At 62.3% G+C, this 23760-nt stretch carries 21 protein-coding genes; 12 read left to right on the top strand and 9 right to left on the bottom strand.

Annotated features, from left to right (window positions below; genetic code table 11):
* Positions 1-22: 22 nt before the first annotated feature.
* Positions 23-1339 carry an aspartate aminotransferase family protein gene (locus LSO07_RS06155; RefSeq protein ID WP_151092840.1) on the bottom strand — a complete coding sequence of 439 codons (1317 nt, stop codon included), beginning with the start codon at positions 1337-1339 and terminating at the stop codon, positions 23-25.
* 199 nt (positions 1340-1538) lie between these two features.
* Between LSO07_RS06155 and LSO07_RS06150 the strand changes: the two genes are divergently transcribed.
* Positions 1539-2996 carry an aminotransferase-like domain-containing protein gene (locus LSO07_RS06150; protein WP_151092838.1) on the top strand — a complete coding sequence of 486 codons (1458 nt, stop codon included), beginning with the start codon at positions 1539-1541 and terminating at the stop codon, positions 2994-2996.
* 10 nt (positions 2997-3006) lie between these two features.
* Positions 3007-3705: a TetR/AcrR family transcriptional regulator gene (locus LSO07_RS06145; RefSeq protein ID WP_099389594.1), complete on the top strand. Its 699-nt coding sequence runs from the start codon at positions 3007-3009 to the stop codon at positions 3703-3705.
* 13 nt (positions 3706-3718) lie between these two features.
* On the opposite strand, the gene LSO07_RS06140 is transcribed toward LSO07_RS06145, so the two are convergent.
* The gene (locus tag LSO07_RS06140; protein ID WP_080753605.1) at positions 3719-4654 is read right to left on the bottom strand and encodes a choice-of-anchor A family protein; all 936 of its coding nucleotides are present in this window, start codon (positions 4652-4654) and stop codon (positions 3719-3721) included.
* 316 nt (positions 4655-4970) lie between these two features.
* Here LSO07_RS06140 and LSO07_RS06135 point away from each other — a divergent pair, with 316 nt between their 5' ends.
* The 4 genes from LSO07_RS06135 (at position 4971) to LSO07_RS06120 (ending at position 7623) form a co-directional block, all read left to right on the top strand.
* Positions 4971-5453: a hypothetical protein gene (locus LSO07_RS06135; RefSeq protein WP_034785567.1), complete on the top strand. Its 483-nt coding sequence runs from the start codon at positions 4971-4973 to the stop codon at positions 5451-5453.
* Between the two features lie 142 nt (positions 5454-5595).
* On the top strand, positions 5596-5865 hold the full coding sequence (locus LSO07_RS06130; protein WP_070260145.1) for a hypothetical protein: 270 nt from the start codon (positions 5596-5598) through the stop codon (positions 5863-5865).
* Between the two features lie 160 nt (positions 5866-6025).
* A complete protein-coding gene (locus tag LSO07_RS06125; RefSeq protein ID WP_151092834.1) occupies positions 6026-6448 on the top strand; it encodes a VOC family protein in 423 nt (140 codons plus the stop codon).
* Between the two features lie 11 nt (positions 6449-6459).
* On the top strand, positions 6460-7623 hold the full coding sequence (locus tag LSO07_RS06120) for a dipeptidase (RefSeq protein ID WP_151092832.1): 1164 nt from the start codon (positions 6460-6462) through the stop codon (positions 7621-7623).
* Here LSO07_RS06120 and LSO07_RS06115 read toward each other — a convergent pair.
* The 7 genes from LSO07_RS06115 to xapA all read right to left on the bottom strand — a co-directional run bounded on the left by LSO07_RS06115 (position 7620) and on the right by xapA (position 16229).
* The gene (locus tag LSO07_RS06115) at positions 7620-8831 is read right to left on the bottom strand and encodes a nucleoside deaminase (protein WP_151092830.1); all 1212 of its coding nucleotides are present in this window, start codon (positions 8829-8831) and stop codon (positions 7620-7622) included. The two genes, LSO07_RS06120 and LSO07_RS06115, sit on opposite strands and share 4 nt — an antisense overlap.
* A 10-nt stretch (positions 8832-8841) precedes the next feature.
* The gene (locus LSO07_RS06110; RefSeq protein ID WP_034785574.1) at positions 8842-9249 is read right to left on the bottom strand and encodes a cytidine deaminase; all 408 of its coding nucleotides are present in this window, start codon (positions 9247-9249) and stop codon (positions 8842-8844) included.
* An 82-nt stretch (positions 9250-9331) separates the two neighbouring features.
* The gene (gene deoA, locus LSO07_RS06105; RefSeq protein ID WP_151092826.1) at positions 9332-10654 is read right to left on the bottom strand and encodes a thymidine phosphorylase; all 1323 of its coding nucleotides are present in this window, start codon (positions 10652-10654) and stop codon (positions 9332-9334) included.
* Positions 10655-10728: 74 nt separating this feature from the next.
* Positions 10729-13110, bottom strand: a complete 2382-nt coding sequence (locus tag LSO07_RS06100; protein ID WP_404811478.1) for an aldehyde dehydrogenase family protein — start codon at positions 13108-13110, stop codon at positions 10729-10731.
* 12 nt (positions 13111-13122) lie between these two features.
* The gene (deoC, locus tag LSO07_RS06095) at positions 13123-14082 is read right to left on the bottom strand and encodes a deoxyribose-phosphate aldolase (protein WP_046685481.1); all 960 of its coding nucleotides are present in this window, start codon (positions 14080-14082) and stop codon (positions 13123-13125) included.
* Entirely contained in the window at positions 14079-15272 is a 1194-nt protein-coding gene (locus LSO07_RS06090) for a phosphopentomutase (protein ID WP_034785578.1), read from the bottom strand. The genes deoC and LSO07_RS06090 overlap by 4 nt, the downstream gene beginning before the upstream one ends.
* A 117-nt stretch (positions 15273-15389) precedes the next feature.
* Positions 15390-16229: a xanthosine phosphorylase gene (gene xapA / locus LSO07_RS06085; RefSeq protein WP_034785579.1), complete on the bottom strand. Its 840-nt coding sequence runs from the start codon at positions 16227-16229 to the stop codon at positions 15390-15392.
* Positions 16230-16608: 379 nt separating this feature from the next.
* Here xapA and LSO07_RS06080 point away from each other — a divergent pair, with 379 nt between their 5' ends.
* The 6 genes from LSO07_RS06080 (at position 16609) to LSO07_RS06055 (ending at position 23756) form a co-directional block, all read left to right on the top strand.
* Positions 16609-17766: a PfkB family carbohydrate kinase gene (locus tag LSO07_RS06080; RefSeq protein WP_151092824.1), complete on the top strand. Its 1158-nt coding sequence runs from the start codon at positions 16609-16611 to the stop codon at positions 17764-17766.
* Between the two features lies 1 nt (position 17767).
* Complete coding sequence (locus LSO07_RS06075; protein ID WP_151092822.1) at positions 17768-18697, top strand: pseudouridine-5'-phosphate glycosidase; 930 nt, start codon at positions 17768-17770, stop codon at positions 18695-18697.
* Between the two features lie 85 nt (positions 18698-18782).
* A complete protein-coding gene (locus tag LSO07_RS06070) occupies positions 18783-19685 on the top strand; it encodes a LysR family transcriptional regulator (RefSeq protein ID WP_034785584.1) in 903 nt (300 codons plus the stop codon).
* 388 nt (positions 19686-20073) lie between these two features.
* Positions 20074-21069 (top strand): BMP family lipoprotein, encoded by a 996-nt coding sequence (locus tag LSO07_RS06065; RefSeq protein WP_034785587.1) that lies wholly within the window; start codon positions 20074-20076, stop codon positions 21067-21069.
* An 81-nt stretch (positions 21070-21150) separates the two neighbouring features.
* Complete coding sequence (locus LSO07_RS06060) at positions 21151-22680, top strand: ABC transporter ATP-binding protein (RefSeq protein WP_070260161.1); 1530 nt, start codon at positions 21151-21153, stop codon at positions 22678-22680.
* Positions 22677-23756: an ABC transporter permease gene (locus LSO07_RS06055; RefSeq protein WP_034785591.1), complete on the top strand. Its 1080-nt coding sequence runs from the start codon at positions 22677-22679 to the stop codon at positions 23754-23756. The genes LSO07_RS06060 and LSO07_RS06055 overlap by 4 nt, the downstream gene beginning before the upstream one ends.
* Positions 23757-23760 lie beyond the last annotated feature (4 nt).

Genomic DNA, 23760 nt, shown 5'->3' with positions numbered 1-23760 from the left:
AGGTTTTGCTTGGGGTCGCAGTTCAATCGAGATTTTTGAGTACCTTGGCCAGCTTGCCAAACAGCTCGTCGACATGCTGTTTTTCCAGCACCAGCGGCGGCGACAGGGCGATGATGTCGCCTGTCGTGCGTATCAGCACGCCGTCGGCGAACGCCTGCTTGAAGGCGTTGAAGGCGCGCGTGCCGGGTTTGCCGGCGATGGGATCGAGCTCGATGCCGGCGATCAGGCCGATGCTGCGCAAGTCGATCACATGCGGCAGGCCCTTCAGGGAATGCACAGCGTCGCTCCAATACGCCTGCATCGCTTTAGCGTGGCCCAGGATGTCCTGTTCCTCGAACACTTGCAGGGTCGCCAGCGAGGCGGCGCAAGCCAGCGGGTGGCCGGAATACGTGTAGCCGTGGAACAGTTCGATGCCGGCCGGCGCGTCCATGAAGGCGTCGTGGATGTATTGTTTGCTGAACACGGCGCCCATGGGCACCATGCCGTTGGTCAGGCCCTTGGCCGTCGTCATCAGGTCCGGCTCGACATCGAAATAGTCGGCAGCGAACGGCGTCGTCATGCGGCCGAAACCCGTGATCACCTCATCGAAGATCAGCAGGATGCCGTGCTTGGTGCACAGTTCGCGCAAGCGTTTCAGATAGCCTTTCGGCGGGATCAGCACACCCGTGGAACCGGCCACCGGTTCGACGATGACGGCGGCAATCGTCGAGGCGTCGTGCAGGGCGACGATGCGTTCCAGTTCATCAGCCAGGTGGGTGCCGTATTCGGGCTCGCCCACCGTGTAGGCGTTCTTGTCCAGGTTATGCGTGTGCGGCAGGTGGTCCACGCCCGGCAGCAGCGGGCCGAAGGTCTTGCGGTTGCCGCCGATGCCGCCCACGGAAATGCCGCCAAAACCCACGCCGTGGTAACCGCGTTCGCGGCCGATCAGACGGGTGCGCGCGCCCTCGCCGCGCGCCCGGTGATAGGCCAGCGCGATCTTCAACGCCGTGTCGACGGCTTCGGAACCGGAGTTCGTATAAAACACGTGGCCGAACTTGTGGCCCGTGTAGTCCATCAGCTTTTCCGCCAGGTCGAAGGCGGCCGGATGGCCCATCTGAAAGGTCGGCGCGAAGTCCAGCTGGCCCACCATGTCGCGGATGGCACCGACGATTTTCGGCTGTGCATGGCCGCACGGCACGCACCACAGGCCAGCCGTGCCATCGAGGATGGCGTTGCCATCGACGTCCTTGTAGTACATGCCTTCAGCCGACACGAGCAGGCGCGGGTTGGCCTTGAAATCACGGTTGTTCGTAAACGGCATCCAGAATGCCGACATCGATTCCGGCCTTGTTTCGTTCATGACCTTCTCCTTGGGATGGGCTGGCGCGGGGCCAGGATCGTTTTTGACGAAGCGTAAAATAATTTACCAGTTGGCAAAAAGCTGATGTAATAATAGACAGGCCATCCCCAATGGCACAGATACACAAACGGCAAAGTACCCCAACCGTACAGGTCGGAAAACCACTACAGTTTTGTGCAAGGCAGCATAAGGAGCCACCGTGAAGCACAGCGACAGCACAGACGATGCCCCCGAGCAAGCAAGCGGTTGGCCCGTGCTGGACATCGACCGCCAGAAAAAGGGCGGCCTCGTCGAGCAGATCGTCATCGCCATCAGCGTCATGGTGGGCAGCCGCGCCCTGCGCATCGGCACGCGCATGCCGTCCGTGCGCCAGTTCGCCCGCTGCAATGGCGTGTCGACGTTTACCGTCGTCGAATCGTACGACCGCCTGGTCAACCTGGGCTTGCTGTCGTCGCGCCGCGGTTCCGGCTATTTCGTCGCGCGCCACGATGTCGCCGCCTCGCCGCAGGCGGCCGTACACGCGAGTCCCACCGCCATCGACGCCCTCACGCCGGACCTGTATTCGGGCGTGTCCGACGCCCTGCCCGTGGGTGCGGGCTGGCTGCCGCCCGAGATGTATGGCGAAGCGACCGTGCTCGATGCCGTGCGCCAGGCCATGCGCATTCCCGCCAGCCGGCTGCGCGGCTATGGCCATCCTCTCGGTTTTCCCTCGCTGCGCCAGCACCTGGCCACCAGCCTGTCGGAAGAACTGTTTCAGGTGGAGCCGGACCAGGTCTTGCTGACGCATGGCGCCACGCATGCCTTCGATTTGATCCTGCGCAGCCTGACCAAGCCGGGCGACACGGTGCTGGTGGAAGACCCCGGCTACAGCAATCTGCAGTCGCTGATCCGCCACCATGGCTGCATCCCCGTCGGCATCAGCCGCGGCGAGGCGGGCCTCGACCTCGATGCGCTGGCCAGCGAGGCCGCGCGCACGCAGCCCAAGCTGATGTTCGTCAACACGGTGCTGCAAAACCCGCTCGGCACCTCGCTCAGCCAGGCGCAGACGCACCGGCTGCTGGCGCTGGCCGAGCAATTCGATTTCTGGCTGGTGGAAGACGATATCTACCGCGAACTGGCGGCGCGCGGCGACGCATCGCTGGCGGCCATGGATGGCTTGCGCCGCGTGATCCGCGTGGGCAGCTTTTCCAAGACCCTGTCGCCCGTGCTGCGCGTGGGGTCGATTTGCGCCTCGCCTTCGCTGGTGGCCGAACTGGTACGCGTGAAAATGCTGGCGGGACTGACGACGTCGGAAATCAACGAGCGCGCCGTCTACCACGCCATCTCCGCGCGGCCCTACAAGCGGATGGTCGAACGGCTGGTGGCGCAGCTCGATGCGGCACGCGAGCGCAGCATCGACTGCCTGGCGCAGGTGGGCATGGCGCCCGTGGCACGGCCCCGCGGCGGCATGTTCGTCAGCGCCGGCTGGCCCGACGTGCAAACGCCGGAATGGAATGGCAAGATCATCGCCGACATGGCCTTGAAGGCCGGCATCCTGCTCTCGCCGAACGAATTTTTCATGCTGCGCGCGCCCGAGACGGTGTGGTTCCGCTTCAACGTGGCCTACACCGATACCCCCGTGCTGCAAGCGTTCCTGCAATCGATCCGCCCACGCTAAAGAACCTGCCATGGCCAGCGAAAAATCCCCTGCCCTTCCCGTGAAAAATGCCGGCGGCCGGCGCCTGCAAAACCGCGACCGCCTGGAAGCGGACATCCTGGAACAAGCCGTGCGCGCGTTCGCGGAAAGCGGCTATGAGGGCGCGTCGATCGCCACCATCGCCGAACGGGCCGGCCTGTCGAAGCAAAACCTGATGTATTACTTCCCGTCCAAGCAGCTGCTGTACCAGCGCGTGCTCGACGATGTGCTCGACGACTGGCTGGCGCGCATGGAGTCGCTGGCCAATGAACACGACGAGCCGCGCGACGTGCTGCGCGCCTACATCGGCGCCAAGCTGCGTTTTTCGCGCGAACAGCCGTGGGCTTCGCGCGTGTATGCGCTGGAAGTGATCAATGGCGCGCCCCTGTACGGCGCGCAGATACGCGACCGGGTCGTGCCCCTGCTGCGCAAGGATATCGCCGTCTTCGAAGCCTGGATCGCGGCCGGCAGGATCGCGCCCGTCAACGCCACGCACCTGATGTTCGCCATCTGGGCCATGACGCAATCGTATGCGGATTTTTCAGCGCAGATGGCCCTGGTGCTGGAGCGCAAGCAGCTCACGCGCAAGGACTACGAGGATGCGGAAATCCTGATCGCGCACATGGTGCTGGCGGCCGTGTCCATGCCGCCCGCAGGCGAAAAAAAACCGCCTTGCAAGGCGGTTTCCTGAACAGCGCAAACGCTTATGCTGCCGTCTTGCCCTTGCGGCGGCGCGCCATGAAGCCAACCAGGCCCAGGCCTGCCAACAACATCGCATAGGTTTCCGGTTCCGGCACGGCCGAAACATAACCGGCCACGTTGGTGGCGTTGAAATAATGGTTGGCGTTGACCTGGATGTTCGAAGCCCAGTTACCCACCACCACGTTGCCGTTGATCTGGCCATTGCCGCCGGCCAGGGTCGCCAGCGGCGCCAGAATGCTGCCATACAGGCCCACACCGTTCAAGGTGATGTTTTGCGCTTCATAGAAGTTGTACAGCACATTGTATTTGCTGAAATCGCCGTAGCCGCCGGACAGGTTCACATTCTTGCCGCTGATATTGAGGATCAGGGTGTCGTTCGTGTGCAGGTTGCTGAACTTGAAGTTGTTCACCGAGCCCAACGCCGCGGAAGTCAGATCGAACACTTGCACGCTGCCCGTGCCGCCCTTCAGGGTCATGCCGCCGTAGGCCACGGAGCTGCTGCCCGTGGACGCCACTTTCGCCAGCGAGGTCGAGGTGTTTTTCAGTTGCGCCGAGGTGGAGGCAAACGATACGGGCGACGCCGTGGTCTTGGTCGCCGTGTTCAGGCCCACGCTGCTCGTCGTCGTGCTGCCACCCACAAAATAGTTGCCGTTCTTGATCGAGCCGGAGCTGTAGTTCAGGTTGCCGCCAACGACCAGCGCATAGCCGGTATTACCGTGTGTGACGTAGGCGTCCTTGTTCTTGTCATTGATCGAATAGCTCGACGCGGACAGGTTACCGGCAACCAGCACGCCGCCTTCGACATCGCTGCCGGATGCGCTGAAGTTGCTCAGGGAATACAAATTGGCGCCACCGATACCCAGATCGACAACACCGGCTTGCGCGGCGCCGGCAACGAACACGGTCGACAGAACGAGAAGGAGTGGCAATTTAGGCATGCTTGACATTTTTATTTCCAAAAAGAAAATTAACTTGACGCCAGAATATCATATCTATTTGATTTGAGATGTCGTAAATCAACAACTTTTGTAACGATTATGCAAACATAGTTGCATAGTGGAAATTGTTTTCCTATCGCTGCCCGGAGAACGCCTTAGCCATCCGGATAGCGCTTTGAACAGACGGGAAAACAGCCGTCTGTTCTGCTCTTTCAATATTGCTTAGAAGCGCAGCCAACTTGGTGATACGATCGCGGCAGCGCCAGACCAGGCCAGGCCAGGCCACAGAATACGAAATCATAAGGATGAAGCACGCATGAAACGATTGTCCCTAGGCGCACTGATGCTGGCATATGCCTGCGGCGCACACGCCGATGTTGTGAACATGATCGATAACCAGCCGCTGAGCGAAACCTGGCTCAACGCGGGCTTTTATTCGTACCACTTTCAGCGCGACAAGAACCTGAATGACAGCAATCCGGGCCTGGGCGCCGAATACCGCTTTTCCACGGTCGCGTCGGTCACGGCGGGCCGCTTCTACAATAGCGACCGTGCCTACTCGAACTACCTGGGCGTGTACTACCAGCCGATCAAGGTAGGCCCGCTGCGCGTCGGCGCCGTCGTTGGCGGCTTCAGCGGCTATCCGAAGATGCGCGATGGTGGCTGGTTCCCGGCCCTGGTCCCTACCATCAGCTATGAATACCAGCGCGTGGGCGTGAATATCGCCATCGTGCCTTCCTACAAGGACCGCCTGTATGGCGCCCTCAGTTTCCAGCTGAAACTCAAGGTGTTTGAATAACCGTTTGTCCTGATTTGTCGCCGTTCGGTCCGCCATTCCTGCCATTCGTCGCATACGCGATGCCCGGCAGCATGGTTCTGCCTATAGTGGACTCATCGCCAGCATGCATACGGCAGCGGCACCCACACGACAGGAGAACGGCATGAAAGACATCAATTCGGCACCGGGCAGCACTTCCTTCAGCGCTTTCTGGAACGAGCTGTGCGCTTACACGCGCCAGGGCATGGCCGCCTTGCGGGCCATGTCGTGGCCCATGCTGCTGGCGTGCTGCCTGGGCCTGGCGTTCCTGATTACCATCTTGCCGCTGGCCATCATGCTGTTTGCCCTCGTCATGCTGCTGAAATGGGCAAGCAACAGCGATGATGCCGGCGCAGACGAAAAAGCGCCGGGCTCGCAGCAGTCGCCACAATAAAAATTTGCGTCGTGGCAAGAGTGCAATGATTATTCTATGGCACTATGAATGGGCACAGCACTGACAGGCATCAAACCCATCCCGATGGACGGTATGGGTACGGAACGCCACGCAGTATCCATGATCGAAGCTACTCCCCCACCGCCATAGGAGTTTTCTGATGACCACGACAGCAAAAGCTACAGCAGCGACGACCATTCCCTGCCTGCGCTACCGCGACGCGCCCGCCGCCATTGAATGGCTGTGCAAGGCGCTCGGCTTTGAAAAACAATTGATCGTGCCTGACGGCAACGGTGGCGTCGCCCATGCGCAGCTGAGCTTCGGCAATGGCATGGTCATGGTGGCGCCAGCCATCGACAGCGACTATGGCCGCCTGATGAAACTGCCCGGCGACGTCGGCGGCGCCAATACGCAAAACTGCTACCTGATCGTCAGCGATGCCGATGCCGTCTACCGCAGCGCGCGCGAAGCCGGCGCCGAGATCGTGCTCGACATCAAGGATGAAGATTACGGCGGACGGGGCTTTACCTGCCGCGACCCGGAAGGCCATATCTGGAGCTTGGGCACCTACGATCCATGGTAAAACGGAGAACAATGATTATCAGTACCCTCGCCGCCGCCAGCCTTGCGCTGATCGGCGGTTTCCTGTCCGCTCCCGTCCTCGTCGACGAGCACCTCAACCGTGTCCACCCTCCGTCCGGCAAGGCGCCATCGGCAGCCACCGTGGCCCTGCACCAGAGCCTGTGGATCGCCGACCTGCATGCGGACAGCCTGCTGTGGCAACGCAACCTGAACCGCGACAGCCAGCGCGGACATGTCGACTTTCCCCGCCTGCAACGGGCCAACGTGGCGCTGCAAGCCTTTTCCGTCGTGACCAAGACGCCGCGCAAGATGAATATCGAGCGCAATGGCAGTGACACGGACAACATCACGGCCCTGGTGGTGGCACAAGGCTTGCCGCCCGCTACCTGGAACAGCCTGCTGGCGCGCGCCACCTGGCAGGCCGACGAACTGCGCCAGCAAGCGGCCAAGAGCCATGGCAAGGTCCGGGTGATCGGCAGCCGCGCCCAGCTGCGCAGCTTCATCGCCGCGCGCGAAAAAGACCCCGCCCTGCTGGCCGGCTGGCTGACACTGGAAGGCGCGCATGCGCTCGAAGGCAAGCTGGACAACCTCGATACCCTGTACCGGGCCGGCTACCGCATGGCCGCGCCCACGCATTTCTTCGACACGGAACTCTCCGGTTCCCAGCACGGCATGAAAAAAGGCGGCTTGACGCCGCTGGGCCGGCAATGGCTGCGCGCCATGGAGCAGCGCAAGATGATCGTCGACCTGGCGCACGCCTCGCCGGCCACCATCGACGACGTGTTAACGATGGCGAAACGCCCCGTGATGGTCTCGCACACGGGCGTGCGCGGCACTTGCGCCAACGGCCGCAACCTCAGCGACAGCCAGTTGAAACGCATCGCCGCCCAGGGTGGCCTGGTGGGCATCGGCTTCTGGAACACGGCCGTCTGCGGCAAGGACGTGGCGTCCATCGCGCGCGCCATCAAGTACACGGTAAGACTGATCGGCGCCGAACACGTGGCCTATGGTTCGGACTTCGACGGCGCCGTCACCACGGCCATCGATGCGACGGGCTTGCCGCGATTGACGCAGGCGCTGCTCGACGCTGGCCTGTCGGAAGCGCAGATCCGCCGCGTGGCAGGCGAAAACGTACGCGACTTCCTGCTGAAGAACCTGCCGGACGACGACGCCTAGCCGAGTGCGTCGATCAAGGGCTGGCTCGGCACCTGGCGTGGCCGGATGCGTATCAGCTTGCGGTACAACGGCGGCATCGACTCGCACAGCGCCAGCAGCGCGTCTTCATCCATGGCCGGGCGCACATACTGGAATTGCGCGGGATTATTTTCCGGCAGCGCCCCCTCCATGGTGGAGCCGTAGGCGCCCAGGGTCATGAAGCTGGCGGCGCTGTCGTCCGGGCCGATGGCCAGCACGAAGGTGCCATGCTTGGGATGCCCCAGGTAGCTTTTGATTTCTTCCTGCAGCGCCGGCTCCGCGTTCGCCATCAATTCAAAGCGCAGCTGCGCGTACTGGCGCGTGCATTCCATGAATGGCGTGCGGATGACCGACTGCGCCAATTTTCCCGGCATGCATAGCAGCAGGTTGCCAAAGGAATCGAGCAAGGCGGCCGCGTCGCCCTGCCCGCCATCGCGCACATCCTGCTCCATGGCCGCCTGCAAAAATGGCGCCAGGCCGGCATCCGGCGCATGCGGCGCGCAGCGGTAAGTGAGGGCATCAGGATAGCGGCGGCGCAGGGCGCGCACCACGGCATGCTCGGATGGCAAGGTGGCGGGATCGCGCAAGTACACGTCGTCGCCGGCGTTCAGCAACTGCATCACCTGCGCCGATGTCGACTCGAACACGAGCGAGCACAGTGCCTGCGTCGCCTCGTGGATGCTCTTGCCGATGAAAAAAGATTTGGGCGCGGCGCCGGAAGGCAGGCGCGCATACTCGGTGGCGCCACGCACGGCCGGATAGCAAAAGCTGCGGCCGGCCTGCGCCTGCAGCGGCGCCGGCAAGGCGGTAAAACTGGCGCTGCCATCGTAATTGATGCCCGCCTTGACGTCGGGAGCGGCCACCACCACGTTGAAACCGGCCGCCAAAATCGCCCCCGTGCACATGCAGCACGGATCGAGCGAGGTGACGATGGTCAGTTCACCCGGCGGCGGCAAGGGCGTGCCCTTGGCCCGTTCGGCGAAATACCAATCCACCAGCTGGCGCTCGCCATGAGCGGTGGGGTCGAACACCAGGCCCTGGCGCACGACGTTGTTGTGCATCGATTGCAGCACGTTGCCGGCGCCATCGAGCAGCACGCCGCCCACGCCAAATGTACCCTGCGTCTTGGCTGCCATGGCTTCGGCCGCGGCAATCGCCACGGCGGCCTGGATGTCGATCGTCTTGTTCAAGCGGATCCTGTTACTTCATGTCCAGGTCGGAATTGCCGAAGCCGTGCGGCAGCAGCCAGCCCGCCGTCACTTCCATGACATCGTTTTTCAGATTGGTGAGGATCACCGGCAGGTCGGCGCCGCCCATCTCGAAGATCACCTGGCGGCAGGCGCCGCATGGCGAGATCGGTTCCGCCGTGTCGCCCGTGACGGCCAGCCTGGCAAAGTCGCCCGGCTTGCAGCCATGCGCGATGGCGCTGAAAAACGCCGTGCGTTCGGCGCAGTTGCACAGGCCATACGCGGCATTTTCCACGTTACAGCCGCGGAAGACGCGGCCATCCTTGCACAGCAGCGCCGCGCCCACCTTGAAACGCGAGTATGGCGCGTAGGCCAGTTCGCGGCCAGCGTTGGCTTCGGCGATCAGTTCTTGGTTGTTCATTTGCTTATCTATCTGTAAAACCCGCGAAAGACCGGGGTCAGACCCTCAGGGTCTGACCCCAGATTTTGCTTCTAGGGCTAAGTTATGGTCGAATGGTACGGTAAATCACCGGATTGGCCGCCAGCGCCACCGCGCTGATGGCATACGCTTGCTGGATTTCCCTGACGGCTTGCTGCGCCGCCGCTTCCGTGCGCGCGTGCACCATGGCCAGCGGCTGGCCGACAGCCACCTGCTCGCCCAGGCCCACGAGGTCCGTCAGGCCGACAGCGAAATCGATGCTGTCGGTCGGACGCCGGCGGCCACCACCCAGGGCCACCACGGCCAGGCCGATGGCGCGGCAATCGCGCACGTTGGCAAAACCGGCAGACAGCGCCGGCGCCGGCACGATGAATGGTGCCTGCTCCAGGTGCTTGTCCGGATGTTCGACCAGATCGGCCGGGCCACCCAAGGCAGACACCATGCGCGAAAAGCGCTCGGCCGCTTCACCCGAATCGAGGGCCGCCATCAATTTCACGCGCGCGTCTTCTTCGGTGGCAGCCAGGCCGCCCAGCACCAGCATCTCGGCGCACAGCGCCAGGGTGACTTCGTGCAGGCGCGCGGGACGCGAACGGCCCGTCAGGTAATCCATGGCGCCGCGCACTTCCAGCGCATTGCCCGCATACGGCGCCAGCGATTCGTTCATGTCCGTCAGAATCGCCGACGTCTGCATGCCCGCGCCGTTGCCGACGGCGACGATGCTCTCGGCCAGTTCCACCGACTTTTCGTAGGTCGGCATGAAGGCGCCCGTGCCCACTTTCACGTCCATCACCAGCGCATCCAGGCCAGCCGACAGTTTCTTCGACAGGATGGAGCCGGTGATCATGGCCACCGATTCCACCGTGGCGGTGACGTCGCGGATGCTGTAGAAACGCTTGTCGGCCGGCGCCAGCTGCGCCGTCTGGCCGATGATGGCCACGCCGATCTCCTGCACCACCTTGCGGAACAGTTCATTGTCCGGCACCGTGCAGTAGCCGGGAATGGCGTCGAACTTGTCGAGCGTGCCGCCCGTGTGGCCCAGGCCGCGGCCCGAGATCATCGGCACGTAGCCGCCACACGCGGCGACCATGGGGCCCAGCAGCAGGGAGACGACATCGCCCACGCCGCCCGTCGAATGCTTGTCGACGATGGGGCCCGGCAGGTTCAGCGAGCGCCAGTCCAGCACCTGGCCGGAATCGCGCATGGCCAGGGTGAACGCCACGCGCTCGTCCATGTTCATGTCGTTGAAATAGACGGCCATGCCCAGCGCCGCGATCTGGCCTTCGCTGACGCTGCCGTCAGTAATGCCGCGCACAAAAAACTGGATTTCCTCGGCGCTCAGCACGCCCTTGTCGCGTTTCTTGCGAATGATTTCCTGGGTTAACAACATGGAATAACTCCAATCATGAGATCTGGGGTCAGTCCCTGCGGATCTGACCCCAGCTTTGTAACGCTAGTTACCTATCAGACGCCGTAAGGAATCCACACGTTTTTCACTTGCGACGCATGCGCCAGCACGGCACGGCCGCCGCTTTGCGCGGCGCTGTACCAGTCGCGGCCCTTCGCGCCGCCTACCCAGGTGCGCTTCAGGGTGCCGGCCGACAGGCGCTCGACTTCCGCGCAACCTTCGGAGGAACCGTCATGGCGCCAGACGGCGTCGATGTCGGCGTGTGTGGCCAGGGTGCGCGCCAGTTCATCGGCGTTGCCGCTGATGATGTTGACGACGCCGCCCGGCAAGTCGGACGTATCGAACACCTGGTACAGGTCCATCGCGGAGAGCGGATGCGCTTCCGACGGCACCACCACCACGCGGTTGCCCAGCGCGATGGCCGGCGCCACCAGCGAAATGAAGCCGAGCAAAGGCGCTTCATTCGGGCAAACGATGCCGATCACGCCGACCGCTTCGTTCAGCGCCACGGTGATGCCTTTTGTTGGCGGCTGGTGCGCCAGGCCGTCGTACTTGTCGGCCCAGGCAGCGTAGTAGAACAGGCGTTCGATCGATGCCTGTACTTCCTTCTCAGGATTTTTACTGCCCGTCATGGCGGCGATGCGGGCGGCAAATTCGTCGGCGCGCGCGGCCAGGTTTTCAGCGATGTAGTACAGCACTTGCGCGCGGTTGTGCGCCGTGGCGCCGGTCCAGCCGGACGCTTTATGGGCCGCTTCGACGGCATTGCGGATATCCTTGCGGCTGCCCACGCCCACTTCGGCCAGCAGGGTGCCATTCGCGCCGAAAACGGGGGTGCTGTAGGCGCTGTCAGGGCGCGCCTGCTTGCCGCCGATGTACATCTTGGCCGTGCGGTCGATGGCGAACGGATCGGCTGCCGCCGGCTTCACATTGCCCTTGGCTTTCGCTTCCACCACCGGCAAGGCCGGACGCGCATCTTCGGCCAGGGCAGTCATGTATTCCAGCATGCCTTCGCGGCCGCCTTCGCGGCCGAAGCCCGATTCGCGGTAGCCGCCGAAGCCGCACGCGGCGTCGAACTGATTCGCGCTGTTGATCCACACCACGCCAGCCTTGATGGCGGGAGCGATATCGAGCGCCAGGCTGATCGACTCGGTCCACACGCTGGCGGCCAGGCCGTACACCGTGTTGTTCGCCAGTTGCACCGCTTCAGGCGGCGTGCGGAAGCTCATGGCCACCAGCACGGGGCCAAAGATCTCAGCCTGCGCCACGGCGGCCGAGGTCGACGCGCCCGTGATCAGGGTGGGCGGGAACCACGAACCGTCGGCAGGCAACTCGCACGCCGGCTGCCATACATCGCAGCCTTCGGCACGGGCCGAATCGACCAGCGCGGCGATGCGCTGGCGCTGCACGGGGTCGACCAGCGCGCCCACGTCCATCGATTTGTCCAGGGGCGAGCCGAGACGCAGGTTTTCCATGCGCGCGCGCACCTTGTTCAGGAAGCGCTCCTGGATCGATTCCTGCACCAGCAGGCGCGAACCGGCGCAGCACACTTGCCCCTGGTTGAACCAGATCGAATCGACCAGGCCTTCCACGGCGCCGTCCAGGTCCGCGTCCTCAAAGACGATGAACGGCGACTTGCCGCCCAGCTCCAGCGACAGCTTCTTGCCGCTGCCGGCCGTCGCTTCACGAATGAGGCGGCCCACTTCGGTGGAACCCGTAAACGCGATCTTGTCGACGCCAGGATGGTTGACGATGGCCGAGCCCACGCGGCCGTCGCCGGTGACGATGTTGACCACGCCGGCCGGCACGCCCGCCTGCACGCACAGTTCGGCGAACAGCATGGCGGTCAGCGACGTGAATTCGGCCGGCTTGAAGACGACCGTGTTACCGGCCGCCAGGGCCGGGGCGATTTTCCACGACAGCATCAGCAGGGGGAAATTCCACGGCACGATCTGGCCCACCACGCCCACGGCGCGGTAGTCGGCGAATTCTTCCGACTGCAGCTGCGCCCAGCCGGCGTGATGGTAGAAATGGCGCGCGGCCAGCGGCAGGTCGATATCGCGCGTTTCGCGGATGGTCTTGCCGTTGTCCAGGGTTTCCAGCACGGCGAACAGGCGCGAATGCTTTTGCAGCAGACGGGCCAGCGCGTACATGACTTTCGCGCGGCCGTGGCCACCCATGCCTTGCCATACGGGCAGCGCGCGGCGCGCCGCTTCCACGGCGCGTTCCACGTCTGCATCGCTCGCTTGCGTCAGTTCCGCCAGTTGCGTGCCGTCGGCAGGATTGGTCGAGGCGAACAGTTCCGCAGGCTCGCTCCAGGCATTGTCGATGAACAAACCGAATGTGCGCTGGTGGCCAGCTAGCCACGCCTGCGCTTCTTTTTGACTTTCGGGAGCAGGGCCGTAGTCCATAGTATTGAGAATCTCGTTAATTGTTGGCATGACGATTGTTCTTTAAGGTTGTGCGTGACGATGATTGGCCGAGTAGCTGCCGGTGACGTAGTGCTCGAGCTGGCGCTCGATGTCGGTCAGCAGGCTGGAAGCGCCGATGCGGAACAGGTGCGGCTGCAGCCATTCGTTGCCCAGTTCTTCCTTCATCAGGGTCAGGTATTGCAGCGCGCTCTTGGCCGAGCTGACGCCGCCGGCCGGCTTGAAGCCCACCTGGAAGCCCGTCTGCTCGTGGTATTCGCGGATCGTGCGCACCATCGTCAGGGCCACGGGAATGGTGGCGTTCACGCCCTCCTTGCCGGTGGAAGTCTTGATGAAATCGGCGCCTGCCATCATGCAGACCCACGAAGCCTTGGCCACGTTTTCCATGGTCAGCAGGTCGCCCGTGGCGAGAATCGCCTTCACGTGCGCTTCGCCGCAAGCCTTGCGGTAAGCGAGCATTTCGTCGTACAGCACTTGCCAGTTGCCGTTCAGGACGTGCTGGCGCGTGATGACGATATCGATCTCCGAAGCGCCGGCGGCGACCGACAGTTCGATCTCGCGCAGCTTCGTTTCCATGCTCGTCAGGCCGGCCGGGAAACCCGTCGACACGGCGGCGATGGGCAAACGGCCCTGGATGACCTTCACGGCCGGCTGGATCATCTCGTGGTACACGCACACGGCGCCGGTGCTCAGTTCCGTCAAGCCCAGTGCGTCCATCAGGTCGGCGCGCAGCGGGCGCATGGCCTTCATGCACAGGCGTTCCACGCGGCCCGGCGTATCGTCGCCGCCCAGGGTGGTCAGGTCGATCATCTGGATGGCTTTCACCAGCCAGGCGGCCTGGTATTCCTTTTTCACGGTGCGGCGGTTCGCCAGGCTGGCCGCGCGGCGGTCTGTCGCGGCGCGGTTGACGCGGATCTGGTTGATCCAGCCCAGGTCGAGGCCGACGGCCTCGTTACGCTTGAATTCGGGGTGCATGAGTGTCATAACAAGCTGGTTCCATTAGCAAGTGGTGGTACGCCAAGGTGCTTGGCGAGGGTTTGGCCAATATCGGAGAAGGTCTCGGAAATACCCAGTGCGCGCGGGGCGACGCCGGGGCCGAAGAAGATCATCGGTATATGTTCGCGGGTGTGGTCGGAGCCGTGCCAAGTCGGGTCGCAGCCATGGTCGGCCGTGATCACGACCAGGTCGCCTTCCTTGAGCTTGGCCATGAATTCCGGCAGGCGCGCATCCATTTCGCGCAGCGCGTCGGCATAGCCTTCGACGTTGCGGCGGTGGCCGAAAGCCTGGTCGAAATCGACGAAGTTCACAAAGGTGAGCGACTTGTCCTGCACTTCATCGGCCGTTTTCAACAGCGCTTCGAACAGCGCCATGTTGTCGACGCCCTTGACGACTCTGGAGATGCCCTGGGTAGCGAAAATGTCGCTGATCTTGCCCAGGCCGACGACTTCACCGCCCGCGTTCTTCACATGGTCGAGCAGGGTCGGCGCGGGCGGCGCGACGGCGTAGTCGTGGCGGTTGGACGTGCGCGTGTAGTTGCCATTGCTGCCGGTGAACGGGCGGGCGATGACGCGGCCGATGTTGTACGGCTCGACCAGCTTGAAGGCCATTTCGCATACCTGGTACAGGCGCTCGAGGCCGAACGATTCTTCATGCGCGGCGATCTGCATCACCGAGTCGCCCGACGTATAGATAATCAGCTTGCCGGTGGCGACGTGTTCATCGCCATGCTTGTTGATGATGTCCGTGCCCGAGGCATGGCAGTCACCGAGGAAGCCCGGCACGCCGGACATGGCCTTGAGCTTGTCGGTCAGGTCGGCGGGGAACGATGGCGTAGTACGGGGAAAATATCCCCAGTCGAATTCGACGGGCACGCCGGCGATTTCCCAGTGGCCGCTCTGCGTGTCCTTGCCGGTGGAGCGCTCGCGCGCCGCACCGTAGGCGCCGGTAAAACCGTCGCGCTGGTCGAAGCCCGTGGCCCATTCGCCGCTGGCCAGTTGCGCCGCGGCGCCCAGGCCCAGGCGTTCCATGTTCGGGAGTTTCAAGGTCTTGCCGCTTTTGGCGACAGTGCTGGCAATGTGGCCAAAGGTATTGGCACCTGCGTCGCCATACTTGGCGGCGTCTGGCGTCGCGCCAAGGCCGAAGGAATCAAGCAGGAGGATAAATGCGCGTGACATGATAAGGCTCGCTTTATGGATTGATGCGGGATGATGCGGACAGTGTAGGCCGGTTTTTCCCGGCCTGCCGCGCGGCAGCGCCGGTGGCCGGCGCGCCGCTACTGCATAAAAAAGTGCTTAGGCTTGCGGTTTTTCAGCGACTTTGGCGAGGAAAGCCAGGATCAGCTTGACCAGGTCTTTCGCGCCGATGGCCGCGTATTTCAGGGTTTGCTCGTGCGACAGGGCGAATGGCGACATGCCTTCGGCCAGGTTGGTGATGACGGACACGCCCACCACTTTCAGGTCGCAATGGCGGGCCGAGACCACTTCCGGTACCACCGACATGCCGACCGTGTCGGCGCCCAGGCGGGCCATCATGCGGATTTCGGCGGCCGTCTCGAAGTTCGGGCCAGGGTAAGCGACGAACACGCCTTCGTGCAGGGTGATGCCGTTGGAGGCAGCCGTGTCCGCGACCAGCTTGCGCAGGTCCGCATCGTAGGCGTTGGCCATGCTGAAGAAGCGCGGACCGAAGCGGTCGTCGTTCGGGCCGACCATCGGCGTGCCTGGCAACAGGTTGATGTGGTCGCTGATGGCCACCAGGCTGCCGGCGTCCACTTCAGGGCGCAGGGAACCGGCGGCGTTGGTGACGAACAGCATTTCGCAGCCCAGCAGTTTCAGGGTGCGGATGGCGCTCGTCATCACGCCCATGCCATAGCCTTCATAGAAGTGGCCACGGCCTTTCATGCAGACGACGGCGACGCCCGACAGGGTGCCGATCACCAGTTCGCCGGCATGGCCGTGCACGGTGCTGATCGGGAAGCCTGGCAATTCGTCAAAGCTGATGCTGACGGCGTCCGTCATCTGCTCGGCCAACACGCCCAGGCCGGAGCCGAGGATCATCGCTACGCGCGGCTTGAAATTTTCAGGAGCGCGGGCACGGATGATTTCGGCGGCGTGGAAAGGGGTGTTGTTCGACATGGTTATCCTCTGATTGACTAATGATGATGGGTTGCTGCCTGCACGGCCGTGCCCGGTGAAGGACTGCGGCCCAGGTATCGGGTAAGTATGGTGTTACAGGTATATCGAAATGCGTATTGCCTCTATTTGCCGCCACTATGCATCAAACGGAATATGTATGGCAAATACCATTTTTCTTGCCCATTTATACAATTCAAATATAAATGGCCGATATTATAGTCGAGACAAGCCCAGGTTCGCCATGCCCGGGAAATGCTTGCATACAAGCTCCATACGACCACTTTTGGCGCACGCCCGATACGAACTTCACACACGCTTGACACCGACAAGACAAATGTTTACAGTTTCAGACAAATGTTTAAACCTCAGCGAAAACCTTGTGACCGATACCAATAAAAAAGACCTGTTGTACACGCTGATCCGCAACAACCCCTTCATCTCGCAGCAAGACCTGGCGAGCGAACTGGGCTTGTCGCGCTCGGCCGTCGCCGGCCACATCGCCGGCCTCATCCGTGAGCGGCGCCTGCTGGGACGCGCCTACGTGCTGCCCGACAGCCGCCCCGTGCTATGCATAGGCGCCGCCAACCTCGACCGCAAGATGCGCACCCTGGCGACCTTGCAGATGGGCACCTCGAATCCCGTGCGTTCGGAAGAAGTATTTGGCGGCGTGGGCCGCAACATCGCGGAAAACCTGGCCCGATTGTCGATTCCCGTGGCCCTGCTGACGGCACTGGGCGACGATGCGGCCGGCCACGCCCTGCAGACGCACGCGGAAGACGCCGGCATCGACATGCGCGGCAGCTTACATCTGAGCAACACCAGCAGCGGCACCTACACGGCCGTGCTCGACGAACATGGCGAAATGCTGCTGGCGATGGCCAACATGCAACTCTATGAACAGCTGACACCGGCCTTTTTGCATAGCCGCCAGCCGCAGCGCGCCGCCGCCGCCCTCACCGTCTGCGACCTGAACCTGGGTCACGACAGCGTGCAGGCACTGCTGGCCGACGCGCGCCAGGATGCGGCCCACGCGACGCCGCTCGTCATCGTCGCCGTCTCGCAGCCGAAGATGGCGCACCTGCCGCAAGACCTGACGGGCTTGTACCTGCTGATCCTCAACCGGGGCGAACTGGAAACGCGCGTGGCGCGGACCTTGCCCACGGCAGCGGACCTGCGCGCCGCCTGCCGCGAAGTACAGCGCCAGGGCGCGCGCCAGGTGATCGTCACCTGCGGCGGCGAAGGCGTGTACTTCACGGATGGCGACAGCCCGGACGCGCCTATCGTCCACCTGGCCGCGCGCGAAGTGGACGCCGTCGACGTGACGGGCGCCGGCGACGCGTTTTCCGCCGCCGTCTGCTGGTCGCTCTACCACGACAGCAGCGATTTGAAACTGGCGTGCCGGCGCGGCCTGAAGCTGGCCGCCATGACCCTGGAATCGGCTGCCACCGTCTCCCCCCAGATTTCCGCCGGCGCGCTCGACAGCATTGACGACGCCGACCTGGCGCCACCTCCCCCTACCCTCTTTCAACAGGATTAACATGACCCAATTACAGAATTTCCTCTTGTTCTCGCAAGAAGTGCTCGACGCGCGCGCCGCCGGCAAGGCCATCGTGGCGCTGGAATCGACCATTATTTCGCACGGCATGCCGTATCCGCAAAACGTGGAAATGGCGCGCGAAGTGGAGCAGATCATCCGCGACGGCGGCGCCGTGCCGGCCACCATCGCCATCATCGACGGCAAGATCTGCGTGGGCCTGTCGCCCGAACAGCTGGAATTGCTGGGCACCTCGCCCGACGCCATGAAGGTCAGCCGCCGCGACCTGCCGTTCGTCCTGTCGCAGCGCAAACTGGGCGCCACCACCGTGGCCGCCACCATGATCTGCGCGGAACTGGCCGGTATTTCCGTGTTCGTCACGGGCGGCATCGGCGGCGTGCACCGCGGCGCGGAAACGAGCTTCGACATTTCCGCCGACCTGCAGGAACTGGCGCAAACCTCGGTGGCCGTCGTCTGCGCGGGCGTGAAATCCATCCTCGACATCGGCCTGACCCTGGAATACCTGGAAACCCACGGCGTGCCCGTCATCAGCGTGGGCCAGGAAGGTTTTCCGGCATTCTTCACGCGCGAAAGCGGCTTCAAGGCCGATTTCCGCCTCGACACGGCCGCCGAACAAGCCGCCTTCATCGGCACCAAGTGGCAGCTGGGCTTGACAGGCGGCGTGGTCGTCAGCAACCCCGTGCCAGCCGCGCAAGCCATGCCCAAGGAGGAAATCGATGCCATCACCGCGCAAGCGCTGCAGGAAGCGGACGCGGGCGGCGTGAAGGGCAAGCAAGTCACGCCATTCCTGTTATCGCGCATCAAGCAACTGACGGATGGCCGCAGCCTGGCGACGAATATCGCGCTGGTCAAGCACAATGCCCAGGTCGGCACCGCGCTGGCCATTGCCATGCAGGCGGTCGTGGCACGATAATAGGACCGCTGTAAAGAAAGCGCACGCGCCTTCACGGGTTCGTGCGCCGCTCCATCGCCTAGCAACACGCAACGCCAAGGAAAGCATGTCCATCGATCTGAAACAGTTAAAGTATTTTCTTGCCGTTGCCGAGGAGAAAAGCTTCAGCCGCGCCGCCGAGCGCCTGCATATCTCGCAGCCGCCCCTGAGCCAGCAGATCATGAAACTGGAAAGCGAACTGGGCGTGCGCCTGTTTGCCCGCACCACGCGCACGTTCGAGCTGACCGTGGCGGGCAAGGCGCTGATGAACGAGGCCGCCGACCTGCTGGCCAAGATGCGCATGACCATCGACACCATCCGCCAGATCGACCGTGGCGAAGTGGGCCGCTTGCGCGTGGGCATCGTCGGCTCGGCCATGTGGGGCCCCATCCCCAGCCTGCTGGAAGAATTCCAGACCAAATTCCCCCGCGTCACCTGGACCATCCATGAATTCGGTCCCACGGTGCAATACGAAGCCTTGCGCGCCAAGCAGATCGACGTGGGCTTCTGGCGCGAACCCAAGCTCAACGACGACGACTTGCGTCACGATAATCTGCGCCAGGAACTGTGCTTCCGCGAAAATGTCTGCGTGGCCGTCAATGAACACCATCCGCTGGCGAAAAACACGGCCATCGAGCTGATCGACATCGCCCACGAGCCGATGCTCACCCTGAACCTCGATAAATCCGCGTTTCCCCGCTACCTGGTGCAATGCTGCATCAATGCCGGTTTCGAACCCGTAATCTTCCAGGAAGCGAGCGAGCCGCAAACCCTGCTGGCCATGGTCGGCGCGGGCCTGGGCGTGACCCTGGTGCCGGAAACGACAAGCCGCATCGGCTGGCCCGGCGTCGTGTTTCTGCCGATCAAGACGAATCCCCCATCGGCCAACCTGTACATCAGCTACACCACGCTGGACGACGCTCCCGTCGTGCGGGCCTTCCTGAATATCCTCAATCCCCCGGCCGTCTAAGCTACGGCACCAGCTATTTATATGCACTGCGTATAAATACATAAACAAAAACGTATTTGTCATACATATCTGGCATGATGCATAGTGATTCGGACGCCCATCGCGGCGCCGGTCCCGTGCTTGCCCTGCCCGTCAACTGACGGCGCATCCCAGCCCGCTCCGGCAGCCCCATTCGATGTTGTACCTATAAAAGAGACGGGGCGCGACTGTTGCATGAGCATCACACTGACGACATAAAAGCACACGAGGCCAGCAATGATCTTGTGCAATACAGTGCAATGTTGATAAGGAATTATCACCTCGTGCATCAAAAACAGGCTAAATCGGCCCCAAATTATATGTTTCACCTATAAAAAATATACAATATCGATCTTCCAGGAGCCAATTCATGAAACTTACACAATTTAGTTTGACGATCGCAGCCGTATTTCTGACTGCTCAAGCGTCCGCGGCTACCCCAAAACTGGGTGTCGTGTATGACGCGGGCGGCAAGTTCGACAAGTCGTTCAACCAATCCGCTTTCGAAGGCGCATCGCGCTTCAAAAAAGACACGGGCATTTCCTTCATCGAAGTGCAGGCATCGAGCGATACGCAGGCTGAACAAGTCATGCGTGGCCTGGCCCGCAAGAAACTCGACATGATCGCCGCCATCGGCTTTGCGCAAACGCAAGCCGTGCAAAAGGTCGCCAAGGAATTCCCGAACGTAAAATTCGTGCTGATCGACGGCCAGGCCGCCGGCAGCAACGTCAATTCCGTCGTCTTCAAGGAAGAAGAAGGTTCCTACCTGGTGGGCGTGGCAGCGGCCATGGCCAGCAAGAGCAAGAAAGTCGGCTTCATCGGCGGCATCGATATTCCACTGATCCGCAACTTCGCCTGCGGCTACGCGCAAGGCGCGAAGGCCGTCAATCCGAAGATGGAAATCACGCAAAACATGGTTGGCACCACGTCCGGCGCCTGGAATGACCCGGCCAAGGGTGGCGAACTGGCCCGCTCGCAATTCGAGCGCGGCGTCGATGTCGTCTTCGCCGTCGCTGGCGGCAGCGGCATGGGCACCCTGCAAATGGCCAAGGAAAAAGGCAAGCTGGCCATCGGCGTCGATTCGAACCAGAATCATCTGTATCCAGGCAGCATCCTGACCTCGATGGTCAAGCGCGTCGACAACACGGTCTACGACAGCTTCATGCAAGTCAAGGACGGCACCTGGAAGGGCGGCGTCAGCTATAAAGGCTTGAAAGAAGGCGGCGTGGATTGGGCGCTCGACGCGAACAACCGCAAGCTGATCACGCCGGAAATCGAAAAGCGCGTGTTGGGTGCGCGTAAGGACATTATCGATGGCAAGATCAAAGTGATCGATTACCGCGTCGGCAGCAGCTGCCCGGTTTAATTTTTCTCCGTATCTTTTAGCGCGCCGCCGGGGCCAGTCTCCGCGCGGCGCGTTTCCATGAAACTATCCAGTTATGAACCTATGCAGCCAGCAGTAGAATTTCGCAGCATTTCCAAGCAGTTTGGACATGTGAAGGCGAACGCCGACGTCAGCTTCTCCATCGCCAAGGGCAGTATCCATGGCCTGGTGGGGGAAAATGGCGCAGGCAAATCGACCTTGATGAGCATCCTGTACGGGTATTACCGTGCCGACGGCGGAGAAATCCTGCTTGACGGAAAAGTACAGCCTATCCGCAACAGCCAGGAAGCAATCAACCTCGGCATTGGCATGGTGCACCAGCATTTCATGCTCGTCGAGAACTTCACCGTCCTCGACAATATCATGCTGGGCACGGAAGGCGGCTTTCGCCTGGCCAGCCACCGCACGGAAGCGGAAGCCAAGCTGCGCGAGATTTGCGCGCGCTACCGCCTCGACGTCGACCCGCTGGCGAAGATCGAAGACCTGTCAGTCGGCGCGCAGCAGCGCGTGGAAATCCTCAAGCAGATTTACCGCAGCGCCAATATCCTGATCCTCGACGAGCCGACGGCCGTGCTGACGGCCCAGGAAACGGCCTCGCTGTTTGAAATCCTGCGCCTGTTCAAGGAACAGGGCAAGACCATCATCCTGATCACGCACAAGCTGCAAGAGATCCTGGAAATCACCGACAACGTCACCGTCATGCGCGGCGGCACGGTGGTGGGCGCCGTTGCCACGGCAACTACCTCGAAAGAGGAACTGGCCAACATGATGGTCGGCCGCCCCATCCAGAGCCACTTGCCGCGTGCCCCATACAATCCGGGCGCCACGGTGCTGGAAGTGGACGGTCTGCAACTGGCCGACGAGCAACAGGTCAAACTGCTGGCCGACATTGGTTTCAACTTGCGCGCCGGCGAAATCGTCGCCATCGCGGGGGTCTCGGGCAATGGCCAGAGCGAGCTGCTGGAAATTCTGTCGGGCATGCGTTTGCCCACCTCGGGCAAGCTGCGTTTTCTCGACAAGGACTTGCCGTTTGCCAAGCGCCACGATGCCGATGGCTTGCCGCTGGCCTTCCGCGAGCTGGGCATCGCCCACATTCCGGAAGACCGCTTGCGCGATGGCGTGGTGAAGAATTTTTCCGTCATGCAAAACACCATCCTAGGCTACCAGGACCACCTGAAAAACCGCTGGGGCCTGTTCAACTTCAAGGCCATCGGCGCCCGCTGCGCGGAACTGCTGAAGACTTTCGACGTGCGCCCGGCCAATCCGGACCTGCGCATCGGCCTGCTGTCGGGCGGTAACCAGCAAAAGGTGGTGATCGCGCGCGAAGTGCTGGCCAAGCCGAAACTGATGCTGGTGGGCCAGCCCACGCGCGGCGTCGACATCGGCACCATCGAAAGCATCCATACGCAATTGCTGGCCCTGCGCGACGCGGGCGTGGCGATCCTGCTGGTGTCCGTTGAACTGGAGGAAGTGCGGGCGCTGGCCGACCGCATTCTCGTCATGTGCGGCGGACGCATCACCGGCGAACTGAAAATTGAAGAATTCGATACCACCCGCATCGGTCTGTTGATGGGGGGAATGCATAAATCATGAATAACGACTTGCCACGCTGGGCGACAGCCTTTGTCATGCCCATGTTAAACCTGCTGTCGGCCTTGCTGGTCGCAGCCCTGGTGATTTATATGCTGGGCGAAGATCCCGCCGAATCGCTGGGTATCCTCGTCAACAGCGCCGTCCTCAATCCGGAAGGCTTGAGCTACACCCTGTTCTACGCCAGCACCTTCATCTTCACGGGCCTGTCGGTGTCCGTGGCGATGCAGGCCGGGCTGTTCAATATCGGTTCCGAAGGCCAGATGTATATCGGCGGCCTGGGCTTGACGGTGGCCATGCTGGCCTTCGACCAGACCCTGCCCGCATGGCTCCTGATTCCAGCCGCCATGATCGGCGCGGCCCTGTTTGGCGCGCTGTGGGGCTTCCTGCCCGGCTACCTGCAAGCGAAGCGCGGCAGCCACATCGTCGTCACCACCATCATGTTCAACTTCATCGCCGCCAGCCTGATGAACTTCGTGATCGTGAAATACCTGATCCCGCCTGGCGAACAGAATACGGCCAGCCGCGTGTTTGCGGAAAGCGGCGAAATGCCGCGCCTCTCCACCTGGTTCCCATCGCTGGGCGACACGCCGCTGAACATCAGTTTTATTCTGGCGATCGCCGCGCTGGTGATCTATGGCGTGATGGTGTGGCGCTCGTCGTGGGGCTTCAAGCTGCGCGCCACGGGCTTGAACAAGCATGCGGCCCACTATGCGGGCGTGTCGATCAGCAAGATGATCATCATCGTCATGCTGATCTCCGGCGCGCTGGCGGGCCTCGGTTCCGTCAATTCCATCATGGGTTCGACGCATTATCTGTCGCTCAATTTCGTCGGCGGCGCCGGTTTCATCGGCATCGCCATCGCCCTGATGGGCCGCCAGCATCCGGTCGGCATCTTTTTGTCGGCCGTGCTGTTCGGTGCGCTGATCCAGGGTGGCTTCGACCTGTCGCTGGAAAAACCGAATATCCCGACGGAAACTTTCATTTTCATCCAGGGCTTGATCATCCTGTTCTGCGGCGCCATGGAAAACTTCTACGCACCGGCCATTTCCGCCCTGCTCAAGCGCACCAAAGGCTAACACC

The organism is Janthinobacterium sp. PLB04 (assembly GCF_021165895.1).
GTDB lineage: Bacteria > Pseudomonadota > Gammaproteobacteria > Burkholderiales > Burkholderiaceae_D > Janthinobacterium > Janthinobacterium lividum.
This window is presented reverse-complemented; position numbering and strand designations above follow the sequence as displayed.

What these genes read in the sequence shown, in the direction of transcription:
- LSO07_RS06065 (WP_034785587.1), top strand. Translation starts at nt 20,074, where the DNA reads ATGAAACTTACACAATTTAGTTTGACGATCGCAGCCGTATTTCTGACT.
- deoA (WP_151092826.1), bottom strand. Translation starts at nt 10,654, where the DNA reads ATGTTGTTAACCCAGGAAATCATTCGCAAGAAACGCGACAAGGGCGTG.
- LSO07_RS06090 (WP_034785578.1), bottom strand. Translation starts at nt 15,272, where the DNA reads ATGTCACGCGCATTTATCCTCCTGCTTGATTCCTTCGGCCTTGGCGCG.
- LSO07_RS06125 (WP_151092834.1), top strand. Translation starts at nt 6,026, where the DNA reads ATGACCACGACAGCAAAAGCTACAGCAGCGACGACCATTCCCTGCCTG.
- LSO07_RS06140 (WP_080753605.1), bottom strand. Translation starts at nt 4,654, where the DNA reads ATGCCTAAATTGCCACTCCTTCTCGTTCTGTCGACCGTGTTCGTTGCC.
- LSO07_RS06100 (WP_404811478.1), bottom strand. Translation starts at nt 13,110, where the DNA reads ATGCCAACAATTAACGAGATTCTCAATACTATGGACTACGGCCCTGCT.
- LSO07_RS06130 (WP_070260145.1), top strand. Translation starts at nt 5,596, where the DNA reads ATGAAAGACATCAATTCGGCACCGGGCAGCACTTCCTTCAGCGCTTTC.
- LSO07_RS06075 (WP_151092822.1), top strand. Translation starts at nt 17,768, where the DNA reads ATGACCCAATTACAGAATTTCCTCTTGTTCTCGCAAGAAGTGCTCGAC.
- deoC (WP_046685481.1), bottom strand. Translation starts at nt 14,082, where the DNA reads ATGACACTCATGCACCCCGAATTCAAGCGTAACGAGGCCGTCGGCCTC.
- LSO07_RS06070 (WP_034785584.1), top strand. Translation starts at nt 18,783, where the DNA reads ATGTCCATCGATCTGAAACAGTTAAAGTATTTTCTTGCCGTTGCCGAG.
- LSO07_RS06135 (WP_034785567.1), top strand. Translation starts at nt 4,971, where the DNA reads ATGAAACGATTGTCCCTAGGCGCACTGATGCTGGCATATGCCTGCGGC.
- LSO07_RS06055 (WP_034785591.1), top strand. Translation starts at nt 22,677, where the DNA reads ATGAATAACGACTTGCCACGCTGGGCGACAGCCTTTGTCATGCCCATG.
- xapA (WP_034785579.1), bottom strand. Translation starts at nt 16,229, where the DNA reads ATGTCGAACAACACCCCTTTCCACGCCGCCGAAATCATCCGTGCCCGC.
- LSO07_RS06110 (WP_034785574.1), bottom strand. Translation starts at nt 9,249, where the DNA reads ATGAACAACCAAGAACTGATCGCCGAAGCCAACGCTGGCCGCGAACTG.
- LSO07_RS06155 (WP_151092840.1), bottom strand. Translation starts at nt 1,339, where the DNA reads ATGAACGAAACAAGGCCGGAATCGATGTCGGCATTCTGGATGCCGTTT.
- LSO07_RS06060 (WP_070260161.1), top strand. Translation starts at nt 21,151, where the DNA reads ATGCAGCCAGCAGTAGAATTTCGCAGCATTTCCAAGCAGTTTGGACAT.
- LSO07_RS06145 (WP_099389594.1), top strand. Translation starts at nt 3,007, where the DNA reads ATGGCCAGCGAAAAATCCCCTGCCCTTCCCGTGAAAAATGCCGGCGGC.
- LSO07_RS06120 (WP_151092832.1), top strand. Translation starts at nt 6,460, where the DNA reads ATGATTATCAGTACCCTCGCCGCCGCCAGCCTTGCGCTGATCGGCGGT.